Origin of the sequence: Pseudomonas brassicacearum, from assembly GCF_000585995.1 — a bacterium.
Classification (GTDB): domain Bacteria; phylum Pseudomonadota; class Gammaproteobacteria; order Pseudomonadales; family Pseudomonadaceae; genus Aquipseudomonas; species Aquipseudomonas brassicacearum_A.
This window is the reverse complement of sequence record NZ_CP007410.1, coordinates 2,583,163-2,607,420: the sequence shown is the minus strand read 5'-3', so window position 1 is coordinate 2,607,420 and position 24,258 is coordinate 2,583,163. Positions and strand designations below refer to the sequence as shown.

The 24,258-nt window shown below is 62.0% G+C and carries 26 protein-coding genes; 21 read left to right on the top strand and 5 right to left on the bottom strand.

Going from position 1 to position 24,258, the window contains the following annotated elements; all coding sequences use genetic code 11:
- Positions 1–291: 291 nt before the first annotated feature.
- From CD58_RS11445 to ada, 3 genes are all read left to right on the top strand, one after another.
- A complete protein-coding gene (locus CD58_RS11445) occupies positions 292–1,020 on the top strand; it encodes a 2OG-Fe(II) oxygenase (protein WP_080712537.1) in 729 nt (242 codons plus the stop codon).
- Entirely contained in the window at positions 1,007–1,687 is a 681-nt protein-coding gene (gene alkB, locus CD58_RS11440; protein WP_025213135.1) for a DNA oxidative demethylase AlkB, read from the top strand. Before CD58_RS11445 ends, alkB begins: the two co-directional genes overlap by 14 nt.
- Positions 1,688–1,775: 88 nt before the next feature.
- Entirely contained in the window at positions 1,776–2,849 is a 1,074-nt protein-coding gene (ada, locus tag CD58_RS11435; RefSeq protein ID WP_025213134.1) for a bifunctional DNA-binding transcriptional regulator/O6-methylguanine-DNA methyltransferase Ada, read from the top strand.
- Here the strand turns inward: ada and CD58_RS11430 are convergent.
- Positions 2,813–3,301, bottom strand: a complete 489-nt coding sequence (locus CD58_RS11430; RefSeq protein WP_025213133.1) for a GyrI-like domain-containing protein — start codon at positions 3,299–3,301, stop codon at positions 2,813–2,815. The two genes, ada and CD58_RS11430, sit on opposite strands and share 37 nt — an antisense overlap.
- Before the next feature lie 149 nt (positions 3,302–3,450).
- Here CD58_RS11430 and CD58_RS11425 point away from each other — a divergent pair, with 149 nt between their 5' ends.
- The 7 genes from CD58_RS11425 (at position 3,451) to CD58_RS29200 (ending at position 9,619) form a co-directional block, all read left to right on the top strand.
- Positions 3,451–4,524: an NAD(P)H-dependent flavin oxidoreductase gene (locus CD58_RS11425; RefSeq protein ID WP_025213132.1), complete on the top strand. Its 1,074-nt coding sequence runs from the start codon at positions 3,451–3,453 to the stop codon at positions 4,522–4,524.
- Positions 4,525–4,750: 226 nt separating this feature from the next.
- On the top strand, positions 4,751–5,503 hold the full coding sequence (modA, locus tag CD58_RS11420) for a molybdate ABC transporter substrate-binding protein (RefSeq protein ID WP_025213131.1): 753 nt from the start codon (positions 4,751–4,753) through the stop codon (positions 5,501–5,503).
- Complete coding sequence (gene modB / locus CD58_RS11415) at positions 5,504–6,184, top strand: molybdate ABC transporter permease subunit (protein ID WP_025213130.1); 681 nt, start codon at positions 5,504–5,506, stop codon at positions 6,182–6,184. It begins immediately after the preceding gene.
- A 3-nt stretch (positions 6,185–6,187) separates the two neighbouring features.
- On the top strand, positions 6,188–7,267 hold the full coding sequence (modC, locus tag CD58_RS11410; RefSeq protein ID WP_025213129.1) for a molybdenum ABC transporter ATP-binding protein: 1,080 nt from the start codon (positions 6,188–6,190) through the stop codon (positions 7,265–7,267).
- Between the two features lie 241 nt (positions 7,268–7,508).
- A complete protein-coding gene (locus tag CD58_RS11405; protein WP_025213128.1) occupies positions 7,509–8,546 on the top strand; it encodes a DNA topoisomerase IB in 1,038 nt (345 codons plus the stop codon).
- Between the two features lie 135 nt (positions 8,547–8,681).
- Positions 8,682–9,245, top strand: a complete 564-nt coding sequence (locus CD58_RS11400) for an ATP-dependent Clp protease proteolytic subunit (RefSeq protein ID WP_025213127.1) — start codon at positions 8,682–8,684, stop codon at positions 9,243–9,245.
- Between the two features lie 194 nt (positions 9,246–9,439).
- Positions 9,440–9,619, top strand: a complete 180-nt coding sequence (locus CD58_RS29200) for a general stress protein (RefSeq protein ID WP_080712634.1) — start codon at positions 9,440–9,442, stop codon at positions 9,617–9,619.
- Between the two features lie 198 nt (positions 9,620–9,817).
- Here CD58_RS29200 and CD58_RS11395 read toward each other — a convergent pair whose 3' ends face one another.
- Positions 9,818–10,576 carry an OBAP family protein gene (locus CD58_RS11395; RefSeq protein ID WP_025213126.1) on the bottom strand — a complete coding sequence of 253 codons (759 nt, stop codon included), beginning with the start codon at positions 10,574–10,576 and terminating at the stop codon, positions 9,818–9,820.
- A 184-nt stretch (positions 10,577–10,760) separates the two neighbouring features.
- On the opposite strand from CD58_RS11395, the gene CD58_RS11390 reads away from it, so the two are divergent.
- Positions 10,761–11,231: an arsenate reductase ArsC gene (locus CD58_RS11390; RefSeq protein ID WP_025213125.1), complete on the top strand. Its 471-nt coding sequence runs from the start codon at positions 10,761–10,763 to the stop codon at positions 11,229–11,231.
- Between the two features lie 12 nt (positions 11,232–11,243).
- Positions 11,244–11,939 (top strand): arsenical resistance protein ArsH, encoded by a 696-nt coding sequence (gene arsH, locus CD58_RS11385; protein WP_025213124.1) that lies wholly within the window; start codon positions 11,244–11,246, stop codon positions 11,937–11,939.
- On the opposite strand, the gene CD58_RS11380 is transcribed toward arsH, so the two are convergent.
- The gene (locus CD58_RS11380) at positions 11,924–12,457 is read right to left on the bottom strand and encodes a DUF3087 family protein (RefSeq protein WP_025213123.1); all 534 of its coding nucleotides are present in this window, start codon (positions 12,455–12,457) and stop codon (positions 11,924–11,926) included. The two genes, arsH and CD58_RS11380, sit on opposite strands and share 16 nt — an antisense overlap.
- Before the next feature lie 218 nt (positions 12,458–12,675).
- Between CD58_RS11380 and ppnN the strand changes: the two genes are divergently transcribed.
- Positions 12,676–14,049 (top strand): nucleotide 5'-monophosphate nucleosidase PpnN, encoded by a 1,374-nt coding sequence (gene ppnN / locus CD58_RS11375; protein ID WP_025213122.1) that lies wholly within the window; start codon positions 12,676–12,678, stop codon positions 14,047–14,049.
- A gap of 125 nt (positions 14,050–14,174) precedes the next feature.
- On the opposite strand, the gene CD58_RS11370 is transcribed toward ppnN, so the two are convergent.
- Together CD58_RS11370 and CD58_RS11365 are read right to left on the bottom strand one after the other, a co-directional pair.
- The gene (locus CD58_RS11370) at positions 14,175–14,843 is read right to left on the bottom strand and encodes an HAD family hydrolase (protein WP_025213121.1); all 669 of its coding nucleotides are present in this window, start codon (positions 14,841–14,843) and stop codon (positions 14,175–14,177) included.
- A gap of 176 nt (positions 14,844–15,019) precedes the next feature.
- A complete protein-coding gene (locus tag CD58_RS11365; protein WP_025213120.1) occupies positions 15,020–16,366 on the bottom strand; it encodes an MATE family efflux transporter in 1,347 nt (448 codons plus the stop codon).
- A gap of 92 nt (positions 16,367–16,458) precedes the next feature.
- Here CD58_RS11365 and CD58_RS11360 point away from each other — a divergent pair, with 92 nt between their 5' ends.
- Genes CD58_RS11360 through cheD form a run of 8 tightly spaced genes read left to right on the top strand, consistent with a single transcriptional unit; the run spans position 16,459 to position 24,258 of the window.
- A complete protein-coding gene (locus tag CD58_RS11360) occupies positions 16,459–17,853 on the top strand; it encodes a methyl-accepting chemotaxis protein (RefSeq protein ID WP_419178828.1) in 1,395 nt (464 codons plus the stop codon).
- A gap of 11 nt (positions 17,854–17,864) precedes the next feature.
- Positions 17,865–18,233 carry a response regulator gene (locus tag CD58_RS11355; protein WP_003203044.1) on the top strand — a complete coding sequence of 123 codons (369 nt, stop codon included), beginning with the start codon at positions 17,865–17,867 and terminating at the stop codon, positions 18,231–18,233.
- Between the two features lie 15 nt (positions 18,234–18,248).
- Positions 18,249–18,533, top strand: coding sequence for an STAS domain-containing protein (locus CD58_RS11350; protein WP_025213118.1), 285 nt, complete (start codon positions 18,249–18,251; stop codon positions 18,531–18,533).
- 39 nt (positions 18,534–18,572) lie between these two features.
- Entirely contained in the window at positions 18,573–20,663 is a 2,091-nt protein-coding gene (locus CD58_RS11345) for a chemotaxis protein CheA (RefSeq protein WP_025213117.1), read from the top strand.
- 33 nt (positions 20,664–20,696) lie between these two features.
- Positions 20,697–22,355, top strand: a complete 1,659-nt coding sequence (locus tag CD58_RS11340) for a methyl-accepting chemotaxis protein (protein WP_025213116.1) — start codon at positions 20,697–20,699, stop codon at positions 22,353–22,355.
- A 39-nt stretch (positions 22,356–22,394) separates the two neighbouring features.
- Positions 22,395–22,931 carry a chemotaxis protein CheW gene (locus CD58_RS11335; RefSeq protein ID WP_025213115.1) on the top strand — a complete coding sequence of 179 codons (537 nt, stop codon included), beginning with the start codon at positions 22,395–22,397 and terminating at the stop codon, positions 22,929–22,931.
- Positions 22,928–23,764: a CheR family methyltransferase gene (locus tag CD58_RS11330; protein ID WP_038436604.1), complete on the top strand. Its 837-nt coding sequence runs from the start codon at positions 22,928–22,930 to the stop codon at positions 23,762–23,764. Before CD58_RS11335 ends, CD58_RS11330 begins: the two co-directional genes overlap by 4 nt.
- On the top strand, positions 23,761–24,258 hold the full coding sequence (gene cheD / locus CD58_RS11325) for a chemoreceptor glutamine deamidase CheD (protein WP_025213113.1): 498 nt from the start codon (positions 23,761–23,763) through the stop codon (positions 24,256–24,258). The genes CD58_RS11330 and cheD overlap by 4 nt, the downstream gene beginning before the upstream one ends.

The following is a 24,258-nucleotide window of genomic DNA, read 5'->3' as shown; positions in this document are numbered from 1 at the left end:
CCTGATAAATTTTGTGGCACCAGGGTGGGCACGATGCTTTGTGGCGAGGGAGCTTGCTCCCGCTCGACTGCGCAGCAGTCGTAAAACCTGCCAGCGCGGTCTGCCTGCAAGAATGCACCAGACATTTGGGGCGGCTTCGCCGCCCAGCGGGAGCAAGCTCCCTCGCCACAGGGGATTTGTCGTGCCTGCTGACGGGAGCGACTCAGGACATTGATGCATCGCAAGAACCGGGGTGCTGACCAACGAAGCACTCCCCAGACTGACCAATCCTTTGCACCAAGGATTGTCATCATGCCCACTCCCCCACATCTGCCCTCACTGACCCAACGAATGATTCACCTGGATGGGTCGGCCCTGGAACACAGCCTCGAGCAGGACGGCAGCGCGCTCATCCGCAACCTGCTGCCCGCCACGCAATGTCGAATGCTCAGCGGTTTATACGCAGAGAGCGGGCTTTTTCGTTCGCGGGTGATCATGGCCCGCCACGGATTCGGGCGCGGCGAGTATCAGTATTTTCGTTACCCGCTGCCCGACCTCGTCCAGCAACTGCGCCAGTCGTTGTATCCGCTGCTGGTGCCGCTGGCCAACCGTTGGAACGAATGCATGGGCGTTGAGGTGCGCTATCCCGACCAGCATGCCGATTTCATCCAGCGCTGCCGTGCCGCCGGGCAGCAACGCCCTACGCCGTTGTTGCTGCAATATGGCCCACAGGACTACAACTGTCTGCATCAGGATCTGTACGGCGAGCAGGTGTTCCCGCTGCAGGTGGCGATCCTGCTGTCGGCACCGGGCCAGGACTTTACCGGCGGCGAATTCGTGCTGACCGAGCAGCGCCCGCGTATGCAGTCACGGCCGCAGGTCATCGATCTGAAACAGGGCGATGCGGTGGTGTTCGCCGTGCACCAGCGGCCCGTCAAGGGCGTTCGCGGTTATTATCGAGTGAACATGCGCCATGGCGTCAGCCGCGTGCACGACGGCAGGCGACACACCTTGGGAATCATTTTTCATGATGCGCAATAACGACAACCCAATCACCCTGGACCTGTTCGCCGACGAGACGCCGACGACGCCCGGCCAGGTCGAACGGATCGGCGAGCAATCGTTCGTGCTGCGTGGCTTTGCCCTGCCCTGGCTCGACCGTTTGCTGCCGGCCCTGGAAACCGTGTTGCAGGCCGCGCCGTTCCGGCAGATGGTCACGCCCGGCGGCTTTACCATGTCGGTGGCCTTGAGCAGTTGCGGCGCGCTGGGCTGGACCACCGACCGCAGCGGCTATCGCTATACCGCTCATGATCCCCAAACGGGCCACCCCTGGCCCGACATGCCGGCGGTGTTCCGCGAACTGGCCCAGGCCGCCGCCCGACAGGCGCAGTTCGAGCACTTCGAGCCGGATTCCTGCCTGATCAACCGCTACGTACCCGGCGCACGGATGTCGCTGCATCAAGACAAGAACGAACGCCAACTCACCGCCCCTATCGTCTCGATGTCCCTGGGCTTGCCGGCGGTGTTCCAGTTTGGCGGGTTCGAGCGCAGCGACAAAAGTCTGCGCGTCCCACTGTTCCATGGCGACATCGTGGTCTGGGGCGGCGTGGACCGGTTGCGTTACCACGGCGTCCTGCCGCTCAAGGCGGGAGAGCATCCCCGCCTGGGTGCCCAGCGCTTCAACCTGACGTTTCGCACCGCCGGATGAAGGTGCAGAATTCAACCGCAAGACCCGGAGTGTCGCCGCTCCCCAGGCTCGCTACTGTAGCCAAAACGGGCCAATGGACATAACGACCATGAACAGCACTTCGAATCATCTCGCCCCTGAACTGGATCCGCGCTGGGCCGCCGTGCTCGCCCGGGATCCGCGCGCCGATGGGCAATTTGTCTACGGCGTGAAAACCACCGGCATCTATTGCCACCCCAGCAGCCTGTCGCGCCTGCCCAACCCGCGTAACGTGGAGTTTTTCGACACGCCGGAACAGGCCCAGGCCGCCGGCTACCGTCCCAGCAAACGCGTGGCCAGGGACCAGACCCAGATTGCCGCACAGCAAGCGGCCCGGGTCGCGGCGGCTTGTCGGCAGATCGAGGCGGCCGAAGAACTGCCTGGGCTCAATGAATTGGCAGAAAACGCAGGCTTGAGTCCCTTCCACTTTCATCGGGTCTTCAAGGCAGTCACCGGCCTGACCCCCAAGGGTTATGCCAGTGCCCACCGCTCGCGCAAGGTACGTGAACGCCTGGCCGATGGAGGCTCCATCACCGAGGCCCTGTACGACGCCGGTTTCAATTCCAACAGCCGCTTTTATGAAGCCGCCGACAAAGTGCTGGGCATGAAACCCGCCGACTACCGCGCCGCCGGGCAGAACACCGATATTCGTTTCGCCGTCGGCCAATGCTCCCTCGGGGCGATCCTGGTGGCGCAAAGCGAACGCGGCGTGTGCGCGATCCTGCTGGGGGACGACCCGGACGCACTGGTGCGCGACCTGCAGGACAAATTCCGCCGCGCCAACCTCATTGGCGCCGACCGGGAATTCGAGCAGTTGATTGCCCAAGTGGTGGGCTTCATCGAAGCACCGGCCCTGGGCCTGGATTTGCCCTTGGACTTGCGCGGCACGGCGTTCCAGGAACGAGTCTGGCAAGCCTTGCGGGAGATTCCGCCGGGCAGCACCGCCAGCTACGCCGAGATCGCCCAGCGCATCGGCCAGCCCAAAGCCGTGCGCGCCGTGGCCCAGGCCTGCGGCGCCAACAGCCTGGCGGTGGCGATCCCTTGCCACCGGGTGGTGCGCAGCGACGGCAACCTCTCGGGCTATCGCTGGGGCGTGGAGCGCAAGCGTCAGTTGCTGGCGCTGGAACGCTCGTCCGGGGACTGAACGCCAATGTAGATCGCCACCGAATCGGGGCCGCTGTAGACCTCGAAATCGGTGGTGAAACGGCGCAGGGTTTGCGGGTTGTCGGCGAAGTACGCCCAGATCAGGCCCCAGGTCTGGATCACGCAGTCAGGCATCGGCCCCTTGGCCGAAAACACCAGGTAGTCCCCGCCCTCGATGTCCACGGCGGGGTAACCGGCACTCGTCGCATCCACCTGCACGCCAGCCGTCACGTCGAAGTAGCCGGTGGCGTCGGACTCGTAGTTGGAATAAACCCCATAGACAAACGACTCCGACTGCCGGGCCGGGATCCTGTCGAACAGCCCTTCGTTGAAAAACTGCTGCCACATCGGACCGATCTTCGCCGTGTCGGGCTGCTGCTCGTCGGCGTTGCGGGTGTGCACCTGCAAACCGGCCACGGTGAAGGGTTCGACGGTCTTGAGTTTTACGTCCATGCGTCAGGCTCCTTGATAAGTGAAGCCCGCATGGTAACCCTCCCGCCGCCGGGATCAAGCAGCGGCGTTCAATTGAAAAACTCGACTGGCCTTGGCCCGGCCACACCTGCTAAAAACGCAGTTTCCTTCTGCCGTAGGAGACTCCGCACATGAGCCAGTGGCCAGACACTCGCCTTCTTGACCTGCTCGGTATCGAGCTGCCCATCATCCAGGGTCCGCTGGCCGGGGTGACCGGGCCAGCCATGGTGGTCGCCACCTGCAATGCCGGCGGGCTGGGTTCGATGCCGGCGGCGATGCTGGATGTCGAGCAACTGCGCCAGGCCCTGACGACCATCGGCGAGCAAACCGACAAGCCGTTCAATGTGAATTTTTTCTGTCACCAGCCGCCGGTGTTCGATGAACAACGGGCCGAAGCCTGGAAGCAACGGCTCAAACCGTATTACCAGGAACTGGGCGCCGATTTCGACGCGCCGACACCCGTGTCCAACCGCACCCCCTTCGACGACGCTGCCTGCCGTGTGCTGGAAGAGTTTCGCCCCAAAGTGGTCAGCTTCCACTTCGGCCTACCGGAAAAATCCCTGCTGGATCGGGTAAAGGCCACCGGCGCGAAAATCCTCTCTTCGGCCACCACCGTCGAGGAGGCCATCTGGCTGGAACAGCACGGCTGCGACGCGATCATCGCCATGGGCTATGAAGCCGGTGGTCATCGCGGGATGTTCCTCAGCGACGACCTCAACACCCAGGTGGGCCTGTTTGCCTTGTTGCCCCAGGTGGTGGATGCGGTGAAAGTGCCGGTGATCGCCACCGGCGGCATCGGCGATGCGCGGGGCATCGTCGCGGCATTCGCCCTGGGCGCCTCGGCGGTGCAACTGGGCAGCGCCTATCTGTTCACCCCCGAAGCCAAGATCAGCGCATCCCATCACCGGGCATTGCGCACGGCCAAGGAAAGCCAGACCGCCGTCACCAACCTGTTCACCGGTCGCCCGGCCCGAGGCATCGTCAACCGAGTCATGCGCGAAGTCGGCCCGATGAGCCCGATGGCGCCGGCGTTTCCCCTGGCGGGCGGCGCGTTGATGCCGTTGCGCGCCAAGGATGAGGCGGACTTCAGCAACCTCTGGGCCGGCCAGGCGTTTCCCCTCGGGCGCGAGTTGTCGACAGCCGAGCTGACCCGGCGATTGGCTGAAGAGGCATTGGCGCGATTCAACAATCGTGGGCGGTCCTGACAGTCGCCATCGCCTGTTAGGCCGCCATCGCGAGCAAGCTCGCTCCCACAGGGTATAGGGGACAACCGGCAAGTCCGGACACACCACCGGACCTGTGGGAGCGAGCTTGCTCGCGATGGGGCCAGCACTTGCCCCTCGCTCCCCAGGCAAAATGCCGCGTTCCGTTTGTCAGCCATTCGCTATATATTCCGCTATATAGCGAACCTGACCTTACGGAACTTTATCCATGCGCCCCATCCGCTTCGCGCCGTTGCTGCTGACCACGCTTTTTACCGTTGGCGCCGTCCAGGCCGATGAGGTGCAAGTGGCGGTCGCCTCCAACTTCACCGCACCGATCCAGGCCATTGCTGCCGATTTCGAAAAAGACACCGGGCATAAATTGGTGGCGGCGTACGGCGCCACCGGGCAGTTCTACACCCAGATCAAGAATGGCGCGCCGTTTGAAGTCTTCCTCGCCGCCGACGACACCACCCCGGCCAGGCTCGAAAGCGAAGGCGACACTGTCAAGGGTTCGCGCTTCACCTACGCCATCGGCACGCTGGCGCTGTGGTCGGCCAAGGACGGTTATGTCGACGGCCAGGGCCAGGTGCTCAAGAACAACAGGTTCCAGCACCTGTCCATCGCCAACCCCAAAACCGCGCCCTACGGCCTGGCCGCGACCCAGGTGCTGGACAAGCTGGGGTTGACGCCCCAGGTCAACAGCAAGATCGTCGAGGGTCAGAACATCACCCAGGCCTACCAATTCGTCTCCACCGGCAACGCCGAACTCGGTTTTGTCGCCTTGTCGCAAATCTACAAGGATGGCAAGGTCACCAGCGGTTCGGCGTGGATCGTCCCGGCCGAACTGCACGACCCGATCAAACAGGACGCGGTGGTCCTCAACAAGGGCCGGGATAACCCCGCCGCCGTGGCATTGATGGACTACCTCAAGGGCCCGAAAGCCGCCGCCATCATCCAAGCCTACGGTTATCAACGCTAAATGCCCCTGACCAGTGCCGACTTTGCAGCGATCTGGCTGACCCTGAAACTGGCGTCGTTGACCACGGTGATCCTGCTGCTCATCGGCACGCCCATCGCCCTGTGGCTGTCGCGCACCCAATCCTGGCTGCGCGGGCCGGTGGGCGCGGTGGTGGCGCTGCCGTTGGTGTTGCCGCCCACGGTGATCGGTTTTTACCTGTTGCTGGCCCTGGGACCCAACGGTTGGATCGGCCAACTCACTCAGGCCCTCGGGCTCGGCACCCTCACGTTCAGTTTTACCGGGTTGGTGATCGGCTCGGTGATCTATTCCATGCCGTTCGTGGTGCAGCCGTTGCAGAACGCCTTCTCCGCCATCGGCAGCCGCCCCTTGGAAGTCGCCGCCACCCTGCGGGCCAGTCCCTGGGACACCTTCTTCAGTGTCATCCTGCCCCTGGCCAGGCCTGGTTTCATCACCGCCGCCATTTTGGGTTTTGCCCACACCGTCGGCGAGTTCGGCGTGGTGTTGATGATCGGCGGCAACATTCCGGAGAAAACCCGGGTGGTGTCCGTACAAATCTACGACCACGTCGAAGCCCTTGAATATGCCCAGGCCCACTGGCTGGCGGCGGCGATGCTGGTGTTCTCATTCCTTGTGCTGCTGGCGCTGTATTCCAGCCGCCGGACCCGAGCCGGCTGGAGCTGATCGATGATTCAGGCGCGTTTTCAGCTCGACCATGGGGACTTTTCCCTGGACCTGGATGTGCAACTGCCGGGCCGTGGCGTGACAGCGTTGTATGGTCCATCCGGTTCAGGCAAGACCACCTGCCTGCGCTGCATCGCCGGTCTGGAGCGGCCGGCCCGAGGCTTTATCGAGGTCAACGGTCAAGTGTGGCAGGACAGTGAGCGCGGCGTGTTCGTAGCGCCCCACAAACGGCCGGTGGGGTATGTGTTCCAGGAGGCGAGCCTGTTCGCGCACTTGTCGGTGCAGGCCAACCTGGCGTTTGGCTTCAAGCGCATCGCGCCGGCGCAACGTCGCGTAGACATGGCTCAGGCCACCGAACTGCTGGGTATCGGGCACTTGCTTGATCGGCAGCCGCACAACCTGTCCGGCGGCGAACGCCAACGAGTGGGCATCGCTCGCGCCTTGCTGACCAGCCCGCAACTGTTGCTGATGGACGAGCCGCTGGCGGCTCTCGATATCCGGCGCAAAAACGAAATCCTGCCGTACCTGCAACGCCTGCACGATGAACTGGATATTCCGGTGCTGTACGTCAGTCATTCCCAGGACGAGGTGGCGCGCCTGGCCGACCACATTGTGCTGCTCGACGGCGGGCGCGTGCTGGCCAGCGGGCCGATCGGCGAAACCCTGGCCCGACTTGACCTGCCGCTGGCCATGGGCGATGACGCGGGCGTGGTGATCCAGGGCCAGGTCAGCGGTTATGACGCTGACTATCAATTGCTGACCTTGAACCTGCCCGACAGCTCGCTGAACGTACGCGTGGCTCACACGCCACTGGCCATCGGGCAAGCGCTGCGCTTCAAGGTCCAGGCGCGAGACGTCAGCCTCAGCCTGGCGAACGATGCCCAGACCAGCATCCTCAACCGCTTGCCGGTCACCGTGGTCAGCGAACTGGCCGCCGACAACGCCGCCCATGTGTTGATTCGCCTGGAAGCCACCGGCACGCCGCTGCTGGCGCGCATCACCCGTTACTCCCGCGATCAGTTGCAGTTGCATCCGGGGCAATTGCTGTGGGCGCAGATCAAGGCGGTGGCGGTGTTGGCGTAAAATTTTGAATGTTCAAATTACAATCCTGTGGGAGCGGGCTTGCTCGCGAAAGCGTCGGCAAATTCAAAATTGATGAGGCTGATCCACCGCATTCGCGAGCAAGCCCGCTCCCACAGGTCCGTCGGTCGACTTTGGATAGTAGGAAGGCTGCAATGCCGCAACCGCAGAATCTTGGCACGACCGCAACGGGCTGCGGTCAATCGATCACAGGCCACCGGATTCGCTGCCAAGGACTTTCTTCATGCCCGACACCCTGCCGCCGGATGCACTGCCGGCCGACCTGCATTACGTCGACGACACCGCCCCGGGCATCACCCGCAAGAAATTGCGTGGCAAGTTCTGTTACTTCGACCCACAGGGCCAACGTATTACCGACGCCGCCGAGATCCAGCGCATCAATGCCCTGGCCGTGCCGCCGGCTTACAGCGATGTGTGGATTTGCGCCGACCCGCGCGGTCATCTCCAGGCCACCGGCCGCGATGCCCGGGGCCGCAAGCAGTACCGCTACCATGCGCGCTGGCGTGAAGTGCGCGATGCGGACAAATATTCACGGATGCTGGAATTCGGACGCACCCTGCCGCGCTTGCGCAAACGCCTGGAGGAAATCCTGGCCAAGCCCGGGTTCAGCCGCGACAAGGTCATGGCCACCGTTATCACCCTGCTGGACCTGACCCTGATCCGAGTCGGCAACACCCAATACGCTCGCGACAATCACTCCTACGGCTTGACGACCCTGCGCAGCAAGCATGTGGAAGTCAACGGCAGTGCCATCGCTTTCCAGTTCCGCGGCAAGAGCGGCGTCGAACACCAGATCACCGTGAAAGACCGACGCCTGGCACGCATCATCAAGCGCTGCCAGGAGATCCCCGGACAGAACCTGTTCCAGTACCTGGACGAAAACGGCGAGCGTCACTCCGTCAGTTCTTCGGACGTCAACGCTTACCTCAAGAGCCTCACCGGCGCCGACTTCACCGCCAAGGACTACCGCACCTGGGCCGGCAGTGCGGCGGCGCTGGCCGGGCTGCGGATGCTGGCCTGGGAAACCGAGACCGAGGCGAAAAAACACGTCACCGAGATGGTCAGGCAGGTCGCCCGGCAACTGGGCAACACGCCGACCGTCTGTCGCAAGTGCTACATTCATCCTGCAGTGGTGGAGGCTTTTCTGCTCGGCGCCTTGAGGCAATTGCCCAAGCCCCGGCTGCGCAAAGGCCTCAGCGAAGAGGACGCCGCATTGGCGATGTTTTTGCAGCGCATGACCGAAGCCGCCGAAGCGTGCTAACCCGAGTGCATGGCATTAACACGTTCAGGAGCGGTGGCCGACAGAGGCGGAACATCCAAGAACCGATGAACTCCCAACTGTACGACACCGCCGATCCGCAGGCACTTCAAAGGGTGAAATCGACAGGAGTTGCAGATGTCCGAACACATTGTCCATTTCCATTGCCAGATCGATCAGGGCACCACGGAACGCTTCCGGGACAACTGCCTGGAAGCCATCGAAAAAGGCGCCGACTCGCTGATGCTCAACCTCTCCACCGTCGGCGGCAGCACCAACTTCGGCTTTACCCTCTACACCTTCATCAAGTCCCTTCCCGTTCCGGTACGAGCCGTAAACGCCGGCAACATCGAGTCGATGGGCATCGTCATGTTCCTCGCCGCCAGCGACCGCACCACCACGCCCCACTCGCGCTTTCTGATCCACCCGATGAACTGGTACTTCGGTCAGAAATCAGTGGACCATTCACGCTTGCGCGAATACCTCTCCAGCCTGGACAACGACGTGGCGCGCTATGTGGAGATCTACGTCAAGGAAACCGCCGGCGCGGCGACTCAACTGGATATTTTCAAATGCCTGTGTGCCGAGGAACGGGTGATCCCTGCGGAAAATTCCCTGGCCTTCGGCATTGCGCACCGGGTTGAGCAGGTCGTTTTTCCTGCGGACGCCAAACATTGGAAAGTCAGCGGTGGCGAAGATTAATAAACAGGATGGTTAACACACCGTTTATAAAGCGCGTCAATCTTGTATAAGTTCAAGCGAAGCGGCGGTATCACTTTTATTGCATTACCGACCATTCGTCGCCAGGAACGGGTTTTTATTAAACTTCCGCCCACGCTCTTCATTCCCAAATAATGCGAGGCACGTTGCTCGCTAACTCAATGAGGATGTTCGAAATGGCCAATAGCGGAAATAAGAACCCAGGCAACTTCTCAAATGATCGTGAAAAAGCTTCTGAAGCTGGCAAGAAAGGCGGACAGGCGTCGGGCGGCAACGTTCCAAGCGACCGGCAAAAAGGCTCTGGAGCCGGTAATAAAGGCAGCGAACGCGGCCAGGGCGGCGGTAAAAAATCCTGAGGCTCACACCGTTGGGGCGTAGCGCTGCTGCGCCCCGGCGTTTGTTGTAGTTAAAGTCCTTCAAACGTTCTTCTTAATAAACTTTTCTATTTATGCAACGCTATTGACGCTGCCCCCAGTCACTTCCTTTATCCCCCTGAATACTGCGGGTGGCGAGAGCGTCCGTGCACTCGCCACAATATCAATTTTTACATCCGATCAATGTGAATGTTCCCCATCATTGGGAGCCTTGATCTGCCACACTTGCCCCTTTTGCCAGGCATCGGCGCCGGGGTCTACCGGCGGCGTATCAATACCCGCCCGGGCACGCTTTGTCGCTTCACTGTCCACGCCCATCCGGCGGTCGCGCTCGCGCACCAACTGCGGGTCAATCTGGCCATCGGCGGTGAAACCCATCATCAACTGCGGCACGCCATAAGGCAGCTCGTTGCCCTGTCCGGTGTGCCAGGTGTGCCAGGTCTTGCCATAAGTGTTCACCAGGTTCTCCATCAACCGGGTTTCCGCCGCTTGCGGGATGCCCGGGGCGATCAATTGGCCGGATTTCACTTCGTGCACATGGCTGTGCCACAGTTGTTTTTCGCTGGCCGGCAAGCCTTCGAACAGGCGCTGGCTGATGATGTATTCCACCCCCATCAGTTTGGCGCCGGAGGTGTTGCCATCGAAGATGACGCACTGGAAAACTTCTTCGTTCAGGGCCGTGCAGTAATGGTGAGCTTCCATTTGCCCGGACATCCGCCCGTTAAAGAAATGAAAGCCATCGAGGTAGGTATTGAGCGCCTGCAGCGGAGGTTTGTTCTGCATGATCCCTGCCCCCGCTTCCAGCGTCGCGGTGGTCGGCGTCTTCGCCGCGCCTGGCGCATTCACGGGCGAGTCGGTATTGCCGCCAGCGCAACCGATCAACCCCAAAGCCGTTGCGCAAAGCACAGCCCATGTCCCATAAACACTTTTACCCGGCATGTTGTCTCTCCTTTCCATGACTGTTCATGAGAAAGCTATCCGGTATCGTGGGTTTGATTTCTTGTCAGGCCGACAGACGAGTGGCGCCCTCGAGCGGGAGCGCTAATAAATATGAAATTCCATATATTCGACTCTCCGCATATACTCCAGCGCAGCCCACCTCGCGCCTATTGGAGTCGAATTGATGAAAGTCCTTTTCATGTGCACCGCCAACAGCTGTCGCAGCATTCTCAGCGAAGCGATGTTCAACCATCTGGCCCCCGCCGGGTTCCAAGCCGTCAGCGCCGGCAGCTTCCCCAAGGGGCACGTGCTGCCGCGCAGCCTGAGCACCTTGCAGGAAGCCGGCATTAGCACCCAAGGCTTGCGCAGCAAGGGTAACGATGCGTTCGAAGGCAGCCCGCCGGACATCGTCATCACCGTGTGCGACAGCGCCGCCCGCGACGCTTGCCCGGTGTACTTCGGTCCGGCAATCAAAGTCCACTGGGGCCTGGTAGACCCATCGACCGTCAAAGGCAACGACGATCAGATCAGCCAGGCGTTCCATGCCACCCTGGATCGTATCGAAACCCGTTGCCGGGCGTTCTTCGCCCTGCCCTTCGACCAGCTCGACGCCCAGGCCTTGAAAGCCGAGCTCGATCGCATCGGCACCCTCTGACCCGGAGCCCCCATGAGCGACGACTTACCCAACCTCGACGCAGCCCTGTCCCAGACCATCGCCGGAGTCGCCGACGGTCCGCACAAACCACGCATCCTCTTGCTCTACGGCTCGACCCGCCCGCGTTCGTTCAGCCGTTTACTGGTCGAGGAAGCGGCGCGACTGCTGGAGCACCTTGGCGCCGAGACGCGCATTTTCAATCCGTCGGGGCTGCCGTTGCCCGATGACGCCCCCAACAGCCACCCCAAGGTTCAGGAGCTGCTGGAGATGATGACCTGGTCCGAAGGCCAGGTGTGGTGTTCCCCCGAGCGGCATGGCTCGATGTCGGCGGTGTTCAAGGCACAGATCGATTGGGTGCCGTTGGCCATGGGCGCGGTGCGGCCGACCCAGGGCAAGACCCTGGCGGTAATGCAGGTGTCCGGCGGTTCGCAGTCCTTCAACACAGTCAATCAACTGCGGGTGCTGGGCCGCTGGATGCGCATGTTCACCATCCCCAACCAGTCGTCGGTGCCCAAGGCGTTCCTGGAGTTCGACGAGCAGGACCGCATGAAGCCCTCGGCCCTGTACGACCGGGTGGTGGACGTGATGGAGGAGCTGGTGAGGTTCACCGTGCTGCTGCGTGATCGCCCGGATCTGGTGGACCGTTACTCCGAACGCAAGGAGTCGGCCGAGCAGTTGTCCAAGCGGGTCAATCAACGTTCGCTATAAGCCTGTTTCACCGCCTCGATCCAGGCCGGGTCCAGGCGCGATTGGTCGGTGTCCAGGTTCAGCGCTTGCATCTTCGCCAGGTGCTCGTCGGCCTCTCGCGCCAGTGAGCCCTGGGCGCTGGAGTTGGCATCCAGCTGATGCATCTGCGCCAGCCCCAGGTGATAGAAGCGCAGCAGCTTCATGGCCGTTGGGTCCTGGGCCTGCACTCCGGCTGCCACCTGGTGCATCACGTTGGTGATTTTCATCAGGCTGCGCTTGAGCTGCCAGCCGTACACCGCCGCGGCCATCCATGGTTGCGACCAGAAAGACAGGCGCATCAGCGCAGCCATCGCCAGCACCGCGACAATCACCCCGGCGAGGTTGAAGCGAAAATTATCGCCGCCAGGCGTACCGAACAGCATCACCGCCAGGCTGGACAACAGCATCGCCAGGGCCAGGAACGTCACGGCGACGATGAGGGTGCTGCGACGGGTCTGCTGTCGGTAGGTGCCGGCATCCCACGGTTTGATCTCGAACATCGCGATGTCATTTCCTTGTGCGGCATAAAAAAGTGTCGCGCATTATCGCCTGCCCGGTGGATTTAGCTATGCTGGGGCTCATTTTGCGCTGCAACCGAGCCGACGGATCCGGATCAAAGTCCATGGCGATACCGCAAGGATCGTGCGATCTTCCTACGTGGACGTATTTTTAAAGATGCCGTGGTTGTGTGCATGGCATCGTTTTCAAGGAAAGCTGAATGACTCAAAGACATGTAATCAACGCCTCTGTAAGCCCCAAAGGCAGCCTGGAGACCTTGTCCCAGCGCGAAGTCCAGCAACTGAGCGAAGCCGGTTCCGGCAGTATCTACACCCTTTTCCGCCAGTGCGCCCTGGCCATCCTCAACACCGGCGCCCATGTTGATAACGCCAAGACCATCCTGGAAGCCTACAAGGACTTCGAGATCCGCATTCACCAGCAGGACCGTGGCGTACGCCTGGAGCTGCTGAACGCGCCGGCCGATGCCTTCGTCGACGGCGAAATGATCGCCAGTACCCGCGAGATGCTGTTCAGCGCCCTGCGTGACATCGTCTACACCGAGAACGAACTGGACAGCCAGCGTATCGACCTCAGCTCGTCCCAGGGCATCAGCGACTACGTTTTCCACCTGCTGCGCAACGCCCGCACCCTGCGTCCTGGCGTCGAGCCGAAAATCGTCGTGTGCTGGGGCGGTCACTCGATCAACACCGAAGAATACAAATACACCAAGAAAGTCGGCCACGAACTGGGCCTGCGCAGCCTGGACATCTGCACCGGCTGCGGTCCGGGCGTGATGAAAGGCCCGATGAAAGGCGCCACCATTGCCCACGCCAAGCAGCGCATCCACGGTGGCCGGTACCTGGGCCTGACGGAGCCGGGCATCATCGCTGCCGAGGCGCCGAACCCGATCGTCAATGAGCTGGTGATCCTGCCGGACATCGAGAAGCGCCTGGAAGCCTTCGTGCGTGTCGGCCATGGCATCATCATCTTCCCAGGCGGTGCCGGTACGGCAGAGGAGTTCCTGTACTTGCTGGGCATCCTGATGCACCCGGCCAACCAGGACCTGCCCTTTCCGGTGGTCCTCACCGGACCGAAAAGCGCCGCGCCGTACCTCGACCAGTTGCACGCGTTTGTCGGTGCGACCCTGGGCGAGGCGGCGCAGAAGCACTACCAGATCATCATCGACGACCCGGCCGAAGTGGCCCGGCAGATGACCCAGGGGCTCAAGGAGGTCAAGCAATTCCGCCGCGAGCGCAACGACGCCTTCCACTTCAACTGGTTGCTGAAAATCGACGAAGGCTTCCAGCGCCCGTTCGACCCGACCCACGCCAACATGGCCAGCCTGGGCTTGAGCCGCGACCTGCCCGCCCATGAACTGGCCGCCAACCTGCGCCGGGCGTTCTCGGGGATTGTGGCGGGTAACGTCAAGGACAAAGGTATTCGCCTGATCGAGGAACATGGCCCGTACGAGATCCACGGCGACGCCGCCATCATGGAACCCCTCGACCGCCTGCTCCAGGCCTTCGTTGCCCAACACCGGATGAAACTGCCGGGCGGCGCGGCGTATGTGCCGTGCTATCGCGTGGTGACCTGACCCTATCGCCCCAGAGCCTGTGCAGGAGCGGGCTTGCTCGCGAAAGCGTCAGATCAGCGGATATTGATGTTGGCTGACACACCGCATTCGCGAGCAAGCCCGCTCCCACGGGGGTTGTGCTGCGGTCACAAAACCGGGATCAACCGCATCACCCCACCCTCACCCACCTCGACACTCAGCCCAAGATAATCCTTGATCATCGGATGGACGCTGACCGGCGGATGCACATGGGTCGCCGTCACCACCCTCACATCCGCCCCCGCCGCCTCGCCGGCCTGGATGCCTGCCTTGGCGTCTTCAAAGACCAGGCACTCTTGCGCTGCCACTTGCAACCGCTCGGCCGCCAGTCGATAGCAGGTGGGATTAGGCTTGCCGTCGCTGACATCCTCGGCAGTGACCATCACTGCTGGCCGCGGAATGCCTGCCGCTTCCATACGGCGCAAGGCCAATGCCATGGGCGCCGAGGTGACAATGGCCCATCGCTCTGGCGGCAGGCTTTGCAGAAACGCAGCCGCACCGGGCACTTGCACGACGCCTTCGACATCTTCGATTTCCTCCCGGGTAATCTGCTCGGCTTCGGCCTGGGCATCCACCCCCGGCAGGCGCTGGCGGGCGATGGTGTCGATGGCGCGCACGCCATGGATCGTCGGCAGGAACGCCGCCACATCCACTCCGTGGCGCAGGGCCCAGCGTGTCCAGATCCGCTCGGCGGCGGCGATGGAGTTGAGCAACGTGCCGTCCATGTCGAAGAGGAAGGCGCGGTAGGCAATATTGGGTGAAGGGCTGGCTGGCATCGGATCCTCGGTGACGGTGACGGGGGACAGGTGACGGCCACTGTAACATCGCCAGGCACCGAACCCTTGTGGGAGCGAGCTTGCTCGCGATAGCGGTGGATCAGCCTGCATCGATGCCGAGTGTGCCGACGCCATCGCGAGCAAGCTCGCTCCCACAGGGGCCGGTGGTGGGTCGATTACACCAACCGTTCAATCGGCTGATGCTGCCAGACCAATTTGTAATACAGCGTCTGCAACACCAGCATGCACAGGTAAGCCACCGGAAACGCCATCCATACCCCTTGCAACCCGAAGTACGCGTCCAGCAGATACGCCGCCGGCACTTGCACACCGACGATGCAGAAAATCGAAATCGCCACCGGCACCAGCACCGTGCCACTGGCGCGCATGATGCCGCCGACGATGGCCTGGAAGCCGAACACCAGCAGGCTCCAGAGCATGATGTGCAGCAGGTGTTCGGCCTGCACTCGCGCTGCCGGATCGGTGATGAACAGTCCCAGCAGCCAGTGGGACAACAGGTACCCCAGGAGCACCAGCCCACCGGTGAGCCAGAGGTTGAATGCAAGCCCCGTGCGCAGGATCGGCCCCAGACGCTCCAGGCGGCCGGCACCGATGGCCTGGGCGCCGAGGATCGAGGCGGTGATGGCAATCGACAGCGCCGGGAACTGCACGTAGTTGACGATCTGCGTCACCGCGCCGTAGGCCGCCGTGGCCTGGGAGCCGTGGCGATTGACCAGCGCCAGGATCACCAACTCCGACAGCGAGATCACCACCATCTGCAACCCCGTCGGCAGACCTATGCGCAGCACCTTGCCGAGGATCTCCCTGTCCAGGCGCATCGCCGCGAACAACGCCCGGTCTGGCGCCAAGGCATGCTCGCGGCGACTCAGGCGCCACGCCAGCATCAGCATCGCCGACGTCGTCCCCGCCAGCCCCGCCAATGCCGCGCTCTGGATGCCCATCTGCGGCAACCCCAGCCAGCCGCGAATCAACGCTGGCGTGAGCAGCAACCCGACGCTGGTGGACACCAGCAGCGCCAACATCGGTGACACCGTATCGCTCACCCCGCGCAGCAGTTGGGTGAACAACACGAATACCAGCAACATCGGTAGGATCCACAGCATGACCCGGGCATAGGAAACGGCGTCCTCCAGCACGTCGGCCGGCGTGCCGAGCCCTTGCAACGCCTGACGCGCAAAGACACTGCCAAGCACCGCCGCCACCAGGCCAATGATCGCCCCCAGCAACAAGGTCGAACCGGCGATTGCCTTCACCGTGCCGGTTTCGCCGGCGCCGTAGGCCTGCCCGATCAACACCCCCGCTCCCGCGCCCAGGCCAATCACCAGGGCGATGAAGAAAAACACGATGGGAAACATGCCCGACACCGCCGCCAAGGCTTGGGTGCCAAGCATCTGGCCGATGTAGATGCTGTTGAGCGTGCCCGACATGGACTGCAGGAAGTTGGACAGGACCATGGGCGTCAGGAACAGGAGATAGGTTTTCCAGAGGGGCTGGGTGGGCATGGGCACTCGTGAGGGCAGGTTCGACATCCGATGCGGGGTAATTTAGCTCAATCCTTACATCTGGTTTCAAAAGAATAGCCAGGGCGCTCTGTATGGGTGTCCACAGGTCAGGCCATCTCGACAATTTCCCATTTTCGTCTATCCTTAAGATAGCATTGTGCCATTACTTTTATCGCAACCGGACGACTGGTCCTCAAGACAGTGCCGGCTTTGCAGATAACCAGTTATTCGCAAATAACCTGTTTGTAACACTGTTCAAGGACCGAACCATGACGTCGTATTCACACGGTCATTCCTTTCCCAAAGCCCAACCACGCCTGCTCTGGAATCCGGTGTTAGTGGCCATTGCCGCAGGCGTCGGCGTGTTGGCGCTCAACGGTCCGAGTGCGCAAAACATCGGTTTGAGTATCGCACTCCTGGCCTTGGGCATCGGTGCCGGCGTATGGAGCGCCCGTTCGCAACGGCGCCAGCTTGATGCATCCATTGCCGAGGCCATCGCCCGCAATGAGCTGCACGCCGCCGAACATCCAGGCCATAAGAACAGCGCACAACTCAACGAAGTCATCCTCGGTGCCATGCCGATCTGGGCCAAGCAGGTGGAAAGCTCCCGGCAGCAGACCGAAACCGCGATTGTCTCGCTGACCAGCCGCTTCACTGGCATTTCTTCACGCTTGGAAGACACCGTGCAAGCCTCGCAACTGGCCGCCGGCGAACTGACCGGCAAGAGCAGTGGCGGCGCGGTGCAGGTGCTGGCCCAGAGCGAAAGTGAACTGGTGCAGGTGATCGATTCCTTGAAGGCCACCCAGGCCAGCCGCGACGAGACGCTGGCCCAGGTCCGCAACCTCACCGCCTACACCGGCGAGCTACGGACCATGGCCGCCGACGTCGCGGCGATTGCCGCGCAGACCAACCTGCTGGCCCTCAACGCCGCCATCGAAGCCGCCCGTGCCGGCGAAGCCGGACGTGGCTTTGCGGTGGTGGCGGACGCGGTGCGCAGCCTGTCGAGCAAGTCCAGCGAGACCGGCCAGCAGATGTCGGCCAAGGTCGACATCATCAATACCGCCATTACCCAACTGGTCCAGGCAGCCTCCAGTGGCGCGGACCAGGACAGCCATTCGGTGGCCGGCTCCGAAGACAGCATCCAGCGCGTGCTGGAGCGTTTCAAGAGCGTCACCGGGCGGCTGGCCGAATCGGCTGACCTGCTGCAACAGGAAAGCTTCGGCATTCGCGACGAACTCACCGAAGTGCTGGTCAGCCTGCAATTCCAGGATCGGGTCAGCCAGATTCTCAGCCACGTGCGCGACAACATCGAGGACCTGCATGTGCACATGCAGCAAGCCAGTCAGTCGCCCGACCAGGCCGTCTCCATCGATGCCCGCCAATGGCTGGCACGCATGGAAACCACTTATGCCACCGACGAGCAACGCCGCAACCACCGCGGCGACTCGGGCGCGCAACAGGTTTCACAGGAAATAACCTTCTTTTAGGAGAGCCACTCATGGCTAAAAGTGTATTGGTTGTCGACGACTCCGCGAGCGTTCGGCAAGTAGTCGGCATCGCGTTGAAAAGTGCCGGCTACGACGTGATCGAGGCCAGCGACGGCAAGGATGCCCTGGGCAAGCTCAATGGACAGAAAGTACACCTGATCATCAGTGACGTGAACATGCCCAACATGGACGGCATCACCTTCGTCAAGGAGGTCAAGAAGCTCGCCAGCTACAAGTTCACGCCGATCATCATGCTCACCACCGAATCCCAGGAATCGAAGAAACAAGAGGGCCAGGCGGCGGGTGCCAAGGCCTGGGTGGTCAAGCCATTCCAGCCGGCGCAGATGCTGGCGGCGGTGTCCAAACTGATTCTTCCCTGATTGCCGGAGGCTGTGATGCCATTGCTGTACGAAACATTGGATGACACCGCGCAGGTCCACATCGACGGCGAGCTGACGATCTACACCGCGGCGGACCTGGCAGCGCAGTTGCTGCCGCGCCTGGGGGCGACGCCACAGATGGAACTGGATCTGTCGCAGGTCACGGAGATGGACGGCGCCGGCCTGCAACTGCTGATGATGGTCCAGCGCGAGGCCCCCAAGGCAGGTACCCAACTGACGCTGACCGGTCACAGCAACGCAGTCACTGAAACACTCGCCCTGTGCAACCTGGTTGCCTAGAGGCCCCGTAACACGTCGGACACGACAAAGGATATGCGCGTGAGCATCAATCTCGATCAGGCACAACAAACGTTCATCGTCGAGGCACGGGAACAGTTGCAGGCGATGGAAGAGTCCTTGCTGCAACTGGAAAGTGACCCTGCGGACGATGACGCCATCGGCGCGATCTTCCGGGCGGCCCATACGATCAAGGGTTCGGCCGGACTGTTCGGCCTGGAACCGATCGTCAGCTTTACCCACATCGTCGAAGACGTGCTCGATCGCCTGCGTGACGGCAGCGTCGCCGTCGACCCGGGCTTGATTGCCGTGCTGCTCAAGTCCGGCGATCACATGCTCGAGCTGATCGACGTGGTCGCCAACCAGGGCTCGACCTTGCAACCCCCTGCCCTGGCCCGGGAAATGGAGCTGTGTCAGATCCTGCAGGAATATCAGGCACCGCCGACGGCGCCGGACATCCAACCCACGCAGGCCGCCGCAACCGCAGCGACCGAGCCAGGCGAAGCGCGCCTCTGGCACGTTTCCCTGCGTTTCGGCCGGGAGGTTTTCCGCAACGGCATGGACCCCTTGTCGTTCCTGCGCTACCTGCAAACCCTCGGTGAAATCGTCGAGATCACCACGCTGACCGACACCCTGCCTTCGCTCGAAGAATGGGATGCCGAGTCCTGCTACCTGGGTTTCGAGCTGGATGTCCGTTCGGCCGCCCCTTACGCGGCACTCAACGAAGTGTTCGATTTTGTCCGCGAAGACTGCACGATCGAAATCTTCGCCGTCGAAGACCCCGCCATGTCGGCCAGCACCCACCTGGTTGCACAAGCGCAAGAGGCCAGTATCGAAAGCACCGCCATGGTGACCACTGGCGAGTTGATGGCTGATCAACGCTCGACGCCACGGCTGCCTGCCCAGGTAGCGGACAAGGGCGAAAACAAGGCCAAGGACGGCGCCTATGTGCGGGTCAACGCCGACAAGCTGGACGAATTGATCAACCTGGTGGGGGAACTGGTCATTGCCAGTGCCGGTGCCAGCCTGTTGGCACGCACCTGCAACAACGACCCGCTGCAAGAGTCCACCTCGACGGTGTCGGCGCTGGTGGAGGAAATCCTCGATGGCGCCCTGCGCCTGCGCATGATCCCCATCGGCGAAACCTTCAACCGGTTCCGGCGGGTCGTGCGCGATGTCAGCCAGGAATTGGGCAAGGACATCGACCTGATCATCAGTGGCGCGGAAACCGAGCTGGACAAGACCGTGGTGGAGAAAATCGGCGACCCGCTCATGCACCTGCTGCGCAACGCCATGGACCACGGCATTGAAACCGCCGAAGCACGGCTGGCGGCCGGCAAACCGGTCAAGGGCCATCTGCACCTCAACGCTTATCACGACTCCGGCAGCATCGTGCTGGAAATCGCCGACGACGGCGCCGGCCTGAACCGTGACCGGATCCTGGAAAAAGCCCAGGAACGCGGCCTGGTCGCCCCCGGCGCGAGCCCTACCGACCAAGAGATCTACAACCTGATTTTCGAACCTGGGTTCTCCACCGCCCAAGCCGTCACCAATCTTTCGGGACGTGGCGTGGGCATGGACGTGGTCAAGCGCAACATCACCTTGCTGCGCGGCACCGTCGACCTGGACAGCCAACCGGGCAAAGGCACCGTGGTGCGCATCCGCCTGCCGCTGACCCTGGCGATCATCAATGGTTTTCTGGTGGGCATCGACCAGTCCACTTATGTCATTCCGCTGGACATGGTCCAGGAATGCCTCGAGCTGAGCGAAGACGACGGGGTTGCCAGCCGTGAACAAGGCTACCTGGATCTGCGCGGCGAGGTGCTGCCCCTGGTGTACCTGCGCGATCACTTCAACCACGAAGGCCCGGCCTCGCGCCGGCAGAACGTGGTGGTGGTGCGTTACGCCGAACTCAAGGCCGGGTTGGTGGTGGATGACTTGCTGGGTGAATTCCAGACCGTCATCAAACCCCTTGGCAAGCTGTTCGGCGCACTGCGCGGGATCAGCGGCTCGACCATCCTGGGCAGTGGCGCCGTGGCGTTGATTCTCGACGTACCGGCGCTGCTCAGCCAGATCGTACACATAGAAAACCGCTACACCTCAACTCAATCACAACAAGCCACTGCTCGCTGACGCTTTCGCAATTCCATGGAGAGGTACTTCCCAATGAAATGGTTCTACGATCTTAGAATCGCCACCAAACTGATCACTTCATTTCTTGTGGTGCTGGCGCTGACCGCCGTCATGGGGGTGTTCTCGATCATCCAACTGGGCCAGGTGAATGGCACCACCGTCGAGATCCGGGAAAACTGGATGCCGTCCATGCGTGCCGCCTCGGGCATGCGTTACTACGGCGCGAACTATCGCCTCAAGGAAAACCGCCACATCACCGCCGACTCCGAACAGGAACGCGCCACCGTCGAGCAAGAAGCCGAAGAAGCCAAAAAAGCCTTTGAAACGCGCATGGCGACCTATGAAAAACTGCTTTCCAATGCAGAAGACCGCCAGCTGTTCGAAACCACCCGCAACGATTGGGCCGCTTACCTCGCGGTCAGCAAGGACCTGCTTGCGCTGTCCCGACAAAACCTGACCGACCAGGCCCATGCCCTGCTCAAGGGTGAGTCCAGGCGTCAATTCGAGCTGGTGGTCACCGACCTGCAAAAACTGGTGGAGTTCAATGATGTCGGAGCTGGCGCAGCGAGCGAGCGTGGTGCTGAGCTGTTTGAAAAGTCGCGCCTGTCGATCATTGCCGTTCTGGTTGCCGCCCTGCTGGTGGGCCTGGGCCTGGCGCTGTTCATTTCGCGGATCATTTCCCGTCCCTTGAAACAGGCCGCCGCCGTCGCCGAACAATTGGCCGAAGGCAACCTGAACGCGAAAATCGAGGGCGGCTCCAAGGACGAAACCGGCATGGTGCTCAACGCCATGCAAAACATGGTGGGCAAGCTGTCCCATATCATCGGTGAAGTACGCAACGCTGCGGACAACCTGGCCAGCGCCTCGGAAGAAGTCAGCGCCACCGCACAATCGATGAGCCAGGCCACCAGTGAACAAGCGGCCAGCGTCGAGGAAACCAGCGCTTCCATCGAGCAGATGAGCGCCAGCATCAACCAGAACACCGAGAACGCCAAGGTCACCGACGGCATGGCCAGCAAGGCCGCCAAGGAAGCCACCGACGGCGGCGAATCGGTGCAGCAGACCGTGGTGGCGATGAAGAAAATCGCCCAGCGCATCAGCATCATCGACGACATCGCCTACCAGACCAACCTGTTGGCGCTCAACGCCGCTATTGAAGCCGCCCGCGCCGGGGAACATGGCAAAGGCTTTGCCGTGGTCGCCGCTGAAGTGCGCAAGCTGGCCGAACGCAGCCAAGTCGCGGCCCAGGAAATCGGCGAGCTGTCGTCCAGCAGCGTCGACATGGCCGAGAAGGCCGGGCACTTGCTCAACGAAATGGTCCCGTCCATCAACAAGACCTCGGACCTGGTGCAGGAAATCAGCGCCGCCTCCGAAGAACAGGCCGCTGGTGTCGCGCAAATCAACACCGCCATGACCCAGCTCAACCAGGTGACCCAGCAGAACGCCTCCAGCAGTGAGGAACTGGCCGCCACCGCCGAGGAAATGAGCAGCCAGGCCGAACAACTGCAACAGGCAATGAGTTTCTTCACCTTGGACACGCCGCCCAAATCGGCCAGCCAGCCGCTGCGGGTGGACCATACGCCGGGGCCGTCCAGCCGCAAGCCGGCCCGAGCCGCCGCACCCGCTGCCCCCAAGGCATTTGCCTACACCATGGCCAGCGCGCCGGACGAATCCGAATTCACTCGGTTCTGACGGTTCGTTCCCATAGGCTCGCTTAAAGGAGATACAGGCATGGGCGCCATCGCGACCACACGTCAAGCCGCCATCACGGTTGAGGAAGAAGCACAGTTCCTGACGTTTATGCTCGGCACGGAGATGTTTGCCATCGGCATCCTGTGCATCAAGGAAATCATCGAGTACGGCAACCTCACGGTGGTGCCGATGATGCCGACCTTCGTGCGCGGGGTGATCAACCTGCGTGGCGCGGTCGTGCCGGTAGTGGATCTGTCGGCCCGTTTTGGCCGGCAGAACTCGGCGATCACCCGGCGTTCGTGCGTGGTGATCATCGAGGCCAACACCGACGACGGACACGCCCAGGACATTGGCCTGTTGGTGGACACGGTCTCCGCCGTGCTGGAAATCCCGGCTTCGCAAATCGAACCGCCGCCGAGTTTCGGGGCGAAGATCCGCGCCGACTTCATCAGCGGCATGGCCAAGGTCGACGGTAAATTCGTGATCGTGCTGGAGGTGGGCCGGGTGCTGTCCATCGACGAGATGTCCCAACTTGCCCAGACCAGCCCTGCCGCGCTGGAAGTTGACGCCCTGTGAACGCTGACGCTTGCAAGGAACGCACGGTGAACTCACTGGCACTCACCGATCGAGAGTTCAGTCAATTTCAATCCTGGCTGTACCAGGCCGCGGGCATCAACCTGTCACCGGCCAAGAAAGCCCTGGTGGCCGGACGTTTGTTCAAGCGCCTCAAGCACTATGAGCTGGGTAGCTACGGTGAGTATTTCAAGCTGATCATGAACGGCCAGCGCACCGATGAGTTGCAGGTGGCGCTGGACCTGCTCACCACCAACGAGACTTACTTTTTCCGCGAGCCCAAGCACTTCGATTTCCTCCGCCAGCACGTGCTGCCCCACGCGACCCCAGGCAAGGTCTTTCGCCTGTGGAGCGCGGCCAGTTCGTCGGGCGAGGAACCCTACAGCCTGGCCATGACTCTGGCCGAAGGACTGGGCACCACACCTTGGGAAGTCATCGGTTCGGACATCAGCAGCCAGGTGCTGGCCAAGGCCCGCGCCGGGCATTACCCGATGGAACGCGCGCGCACCCTGCCCCATCCGCTGCTGGTGAAATACTGCCTCAAGGGCACCGGCAGCCAGCAAGGCACGTTCCTCATCGACCGGACGTTGCGCAGCCGGGTCAACTTTGTCCAGGTCAACCTCAACGACACCTTGCCGGAACTGGGAGAGTTCGATGTGATTTTCCTGCGCAACGTGATGATCTATTTCGACCAGCCCACCAAAATCAAAGTGGTCGCCCGATTGCTCCCCCGGCTCAAGTCCGGCGGGTATTTCATCGTGAGCCACTCGGAAAGCCTCAACGGCGTATCCGACGCGTTGAAACTGGTGGCCCCTTCGATTTATCGCAAGCCATGAGCGCCGCGATAAGGGAAGTGGCCGAGGTGTACCTGGCGCCGGGGGAGTTTCGCTTTGCCACTTGCCCGACCCGCCTGCGCACCATTCTCGGTTCGTGCGTGGCGGTGACCCTGTGGCACCCGGTACGCAAGATCGGCGGCATGTGCCATTTCATGTTGCCCAGTCGGGTGCGTTGCTCCAAGGCCCTTAACGGCCTGTACGCCGACGAAGCCATTGAGCTGTTCATTCGCCAGGCCAGGGCCCATCACACCGAGCCCGAGGACTACCAACTCAAGCTGTTCGGCGGCGGCGAGATGTTTCCCGAACTGCAACGCCATGTGCCCTACGGCGATGTGGCGCGGTTGAACGTCAATGCGGCGCTGGAAATCGCCGCGCTCTACCGCCTGGACCTGATCGCCCAGGACATGGGCAGCACCGGCCACCGAAGCATCATCTTCGACCTTTGCAGCGGCGATGTATGGGTCAGGCACCAACCAATAAGGACCCGGCATTAA

Coding starts and splice junctions, on each gene's coding strand:
- CD58_RS11355 (WP_003203044.1), top strand. CDS start 17,865: ATGGCTAAAAGTGTATTGGTTGTCGACGACTCCGCGAGCGTTCGGCAA.
- CD58_RS11405 (WP_025213128.1), top strand. CDS start 7,509: ATGCCCGACACCCTGCCGCCGGATGCACTGCCGGCCGACCTGCATTAC.
- CD58_RS11430 (WP_025213133.1), bottom strand. CDS start 3,301: ATGGACGTAAAACTCAAGACCGTCGAACCCTTCACCGTGGCCGGTTTG.
- modA (WP_025213131.1), top strand. CDS start 4,751: ATGCGCCCCATCCGCTTCGCGCCGTTGCTGCTGACCACGCTTTTTACC.
- CD58_RS11360 (WP_419178828.1), top strand. CDS start 16,459: ATGGGTGTCCACAGGTCAGGCCATCTCGACAATTTCCCATTTTCGTCT.
- CD58_RS11370 (WP_025213121.1), bottom strand. CDS start 14,843: ATGCCAGCCAGCCCTTCACCCAATATTGCCTACCGCGCCTTCCTCTTC.
- CD58_RS11395 (WP_025213126.1), bottom strand. CDS start 10,576: ATGCCGGGTAAAAGTGTTTATGGGACATGGGCTGTGCTTTGCGCAACG.
- CD58_RS11425 (WP_025213132.1), top strand. CDS start 3,451: ATGAGCCAGTGGCCAGACACTCGCCTTCTTGACCTGCTCGGTATCGAG.
- CD58_RS11400 (WP_025213127.1), top strand. CDS start 8,682: ATGTCCGAACACATTGTCCATTTCCATTGCCAGATCGATCAGGGCACC.
- CD58_RS11365 (WP_025213120.1), bottom strand. CDS start 16,366: ATGCCCACCCAGCCCCTCTGGAAAACCTATCTCCTGTTCCTGACGCCC.
- CD58_RS11380 (WP_025213123.1), bottom strand. CDS start 12,457: ATGTTCGAGATCAAACCGTGGGATGCCGGCACCTACCGACAGCAGACC.
- cheD (WP_025213113.1), top strand. CDS start 23,761: ATGAGCGCCGCGATAAGGGAAGTGGCCGAGGTGTACCTGGCGCCGGGG.
- CD58_RS29200 (WP_080712634.1), top strand. CDS start 9,440: ATGGCCAATAGCGGAAATAAGAACCCAGGCAACTTCTCAAATGATCGT.
- CD58_RS11445 (WP_080712537.1), top strand. CDS start 292: ATGCCCACTCCCCCACATCTGCCCTCACTGACCCAACGAATGATTCAC.
- CD58_RS11340 (WP_025213116.1), top strand. CDS start 20,697: ATGAAATGGTTCTACGATCTTAGAATCGCCACCAAACTGATCACTTCA.
- arsH (WP_025213124.1), top strand. CDS start 11,244: ATGAGCGACGACTTACCCAACCTCGACGCAGCCCTGTCCCAGACCATC.
- CD58_RS11390 (WP_025213125.1), top strand. CDS start 10,761: ATGAAAGTCCTTTTCATGTGCACCGCCAACAGCTGTCGCAGCATTCTC.
- alkB (WP_025213135.1), top strand. CDS start 1,007: ATGATGCGCAATAACGACAACCCAATCACCCTGGACCTGTTCGCCGAC.
- CD58_RS11335 (WP_025213115.1), top strand. CDS start 22,395: ATGGGCGCCATCGCGACCACACGTCAAGCCGCCATCACGGTTGAGGAA.
- modC (WP_025213129.1), top strand. CDS start 6,188: ATGATTCAGGCGCGTTTTCAGCTCGACCATGGGGACTTTTCCCTGGAC.
- ada (WP_025213134.1), top strand. CDS start 1,776: ATGAACAGCACTTCGAATCATCTCGCCCCTGAACTGGATCCGCGCTGG.
- modB (WP_025213130.1), top strand. CDS start 5,504: ATGCCCCTGACCAGTGCCGACTTTGCAGCGATCTGGCTGACCCTGAAA.
- CD58_RS11350 (WP_025213118.1), top strand. CDS start 18,249: ATGCCATTGCTGTACGAAACATTGGATGACACCGCGCAGGTCCACATC.
- ppnN (WP_025213122.1), top strand. CDS start 12,676: ATGACTCAAAGACATGTAATCAACGCCTCTGTAAGCCCCAAAGGCAGC.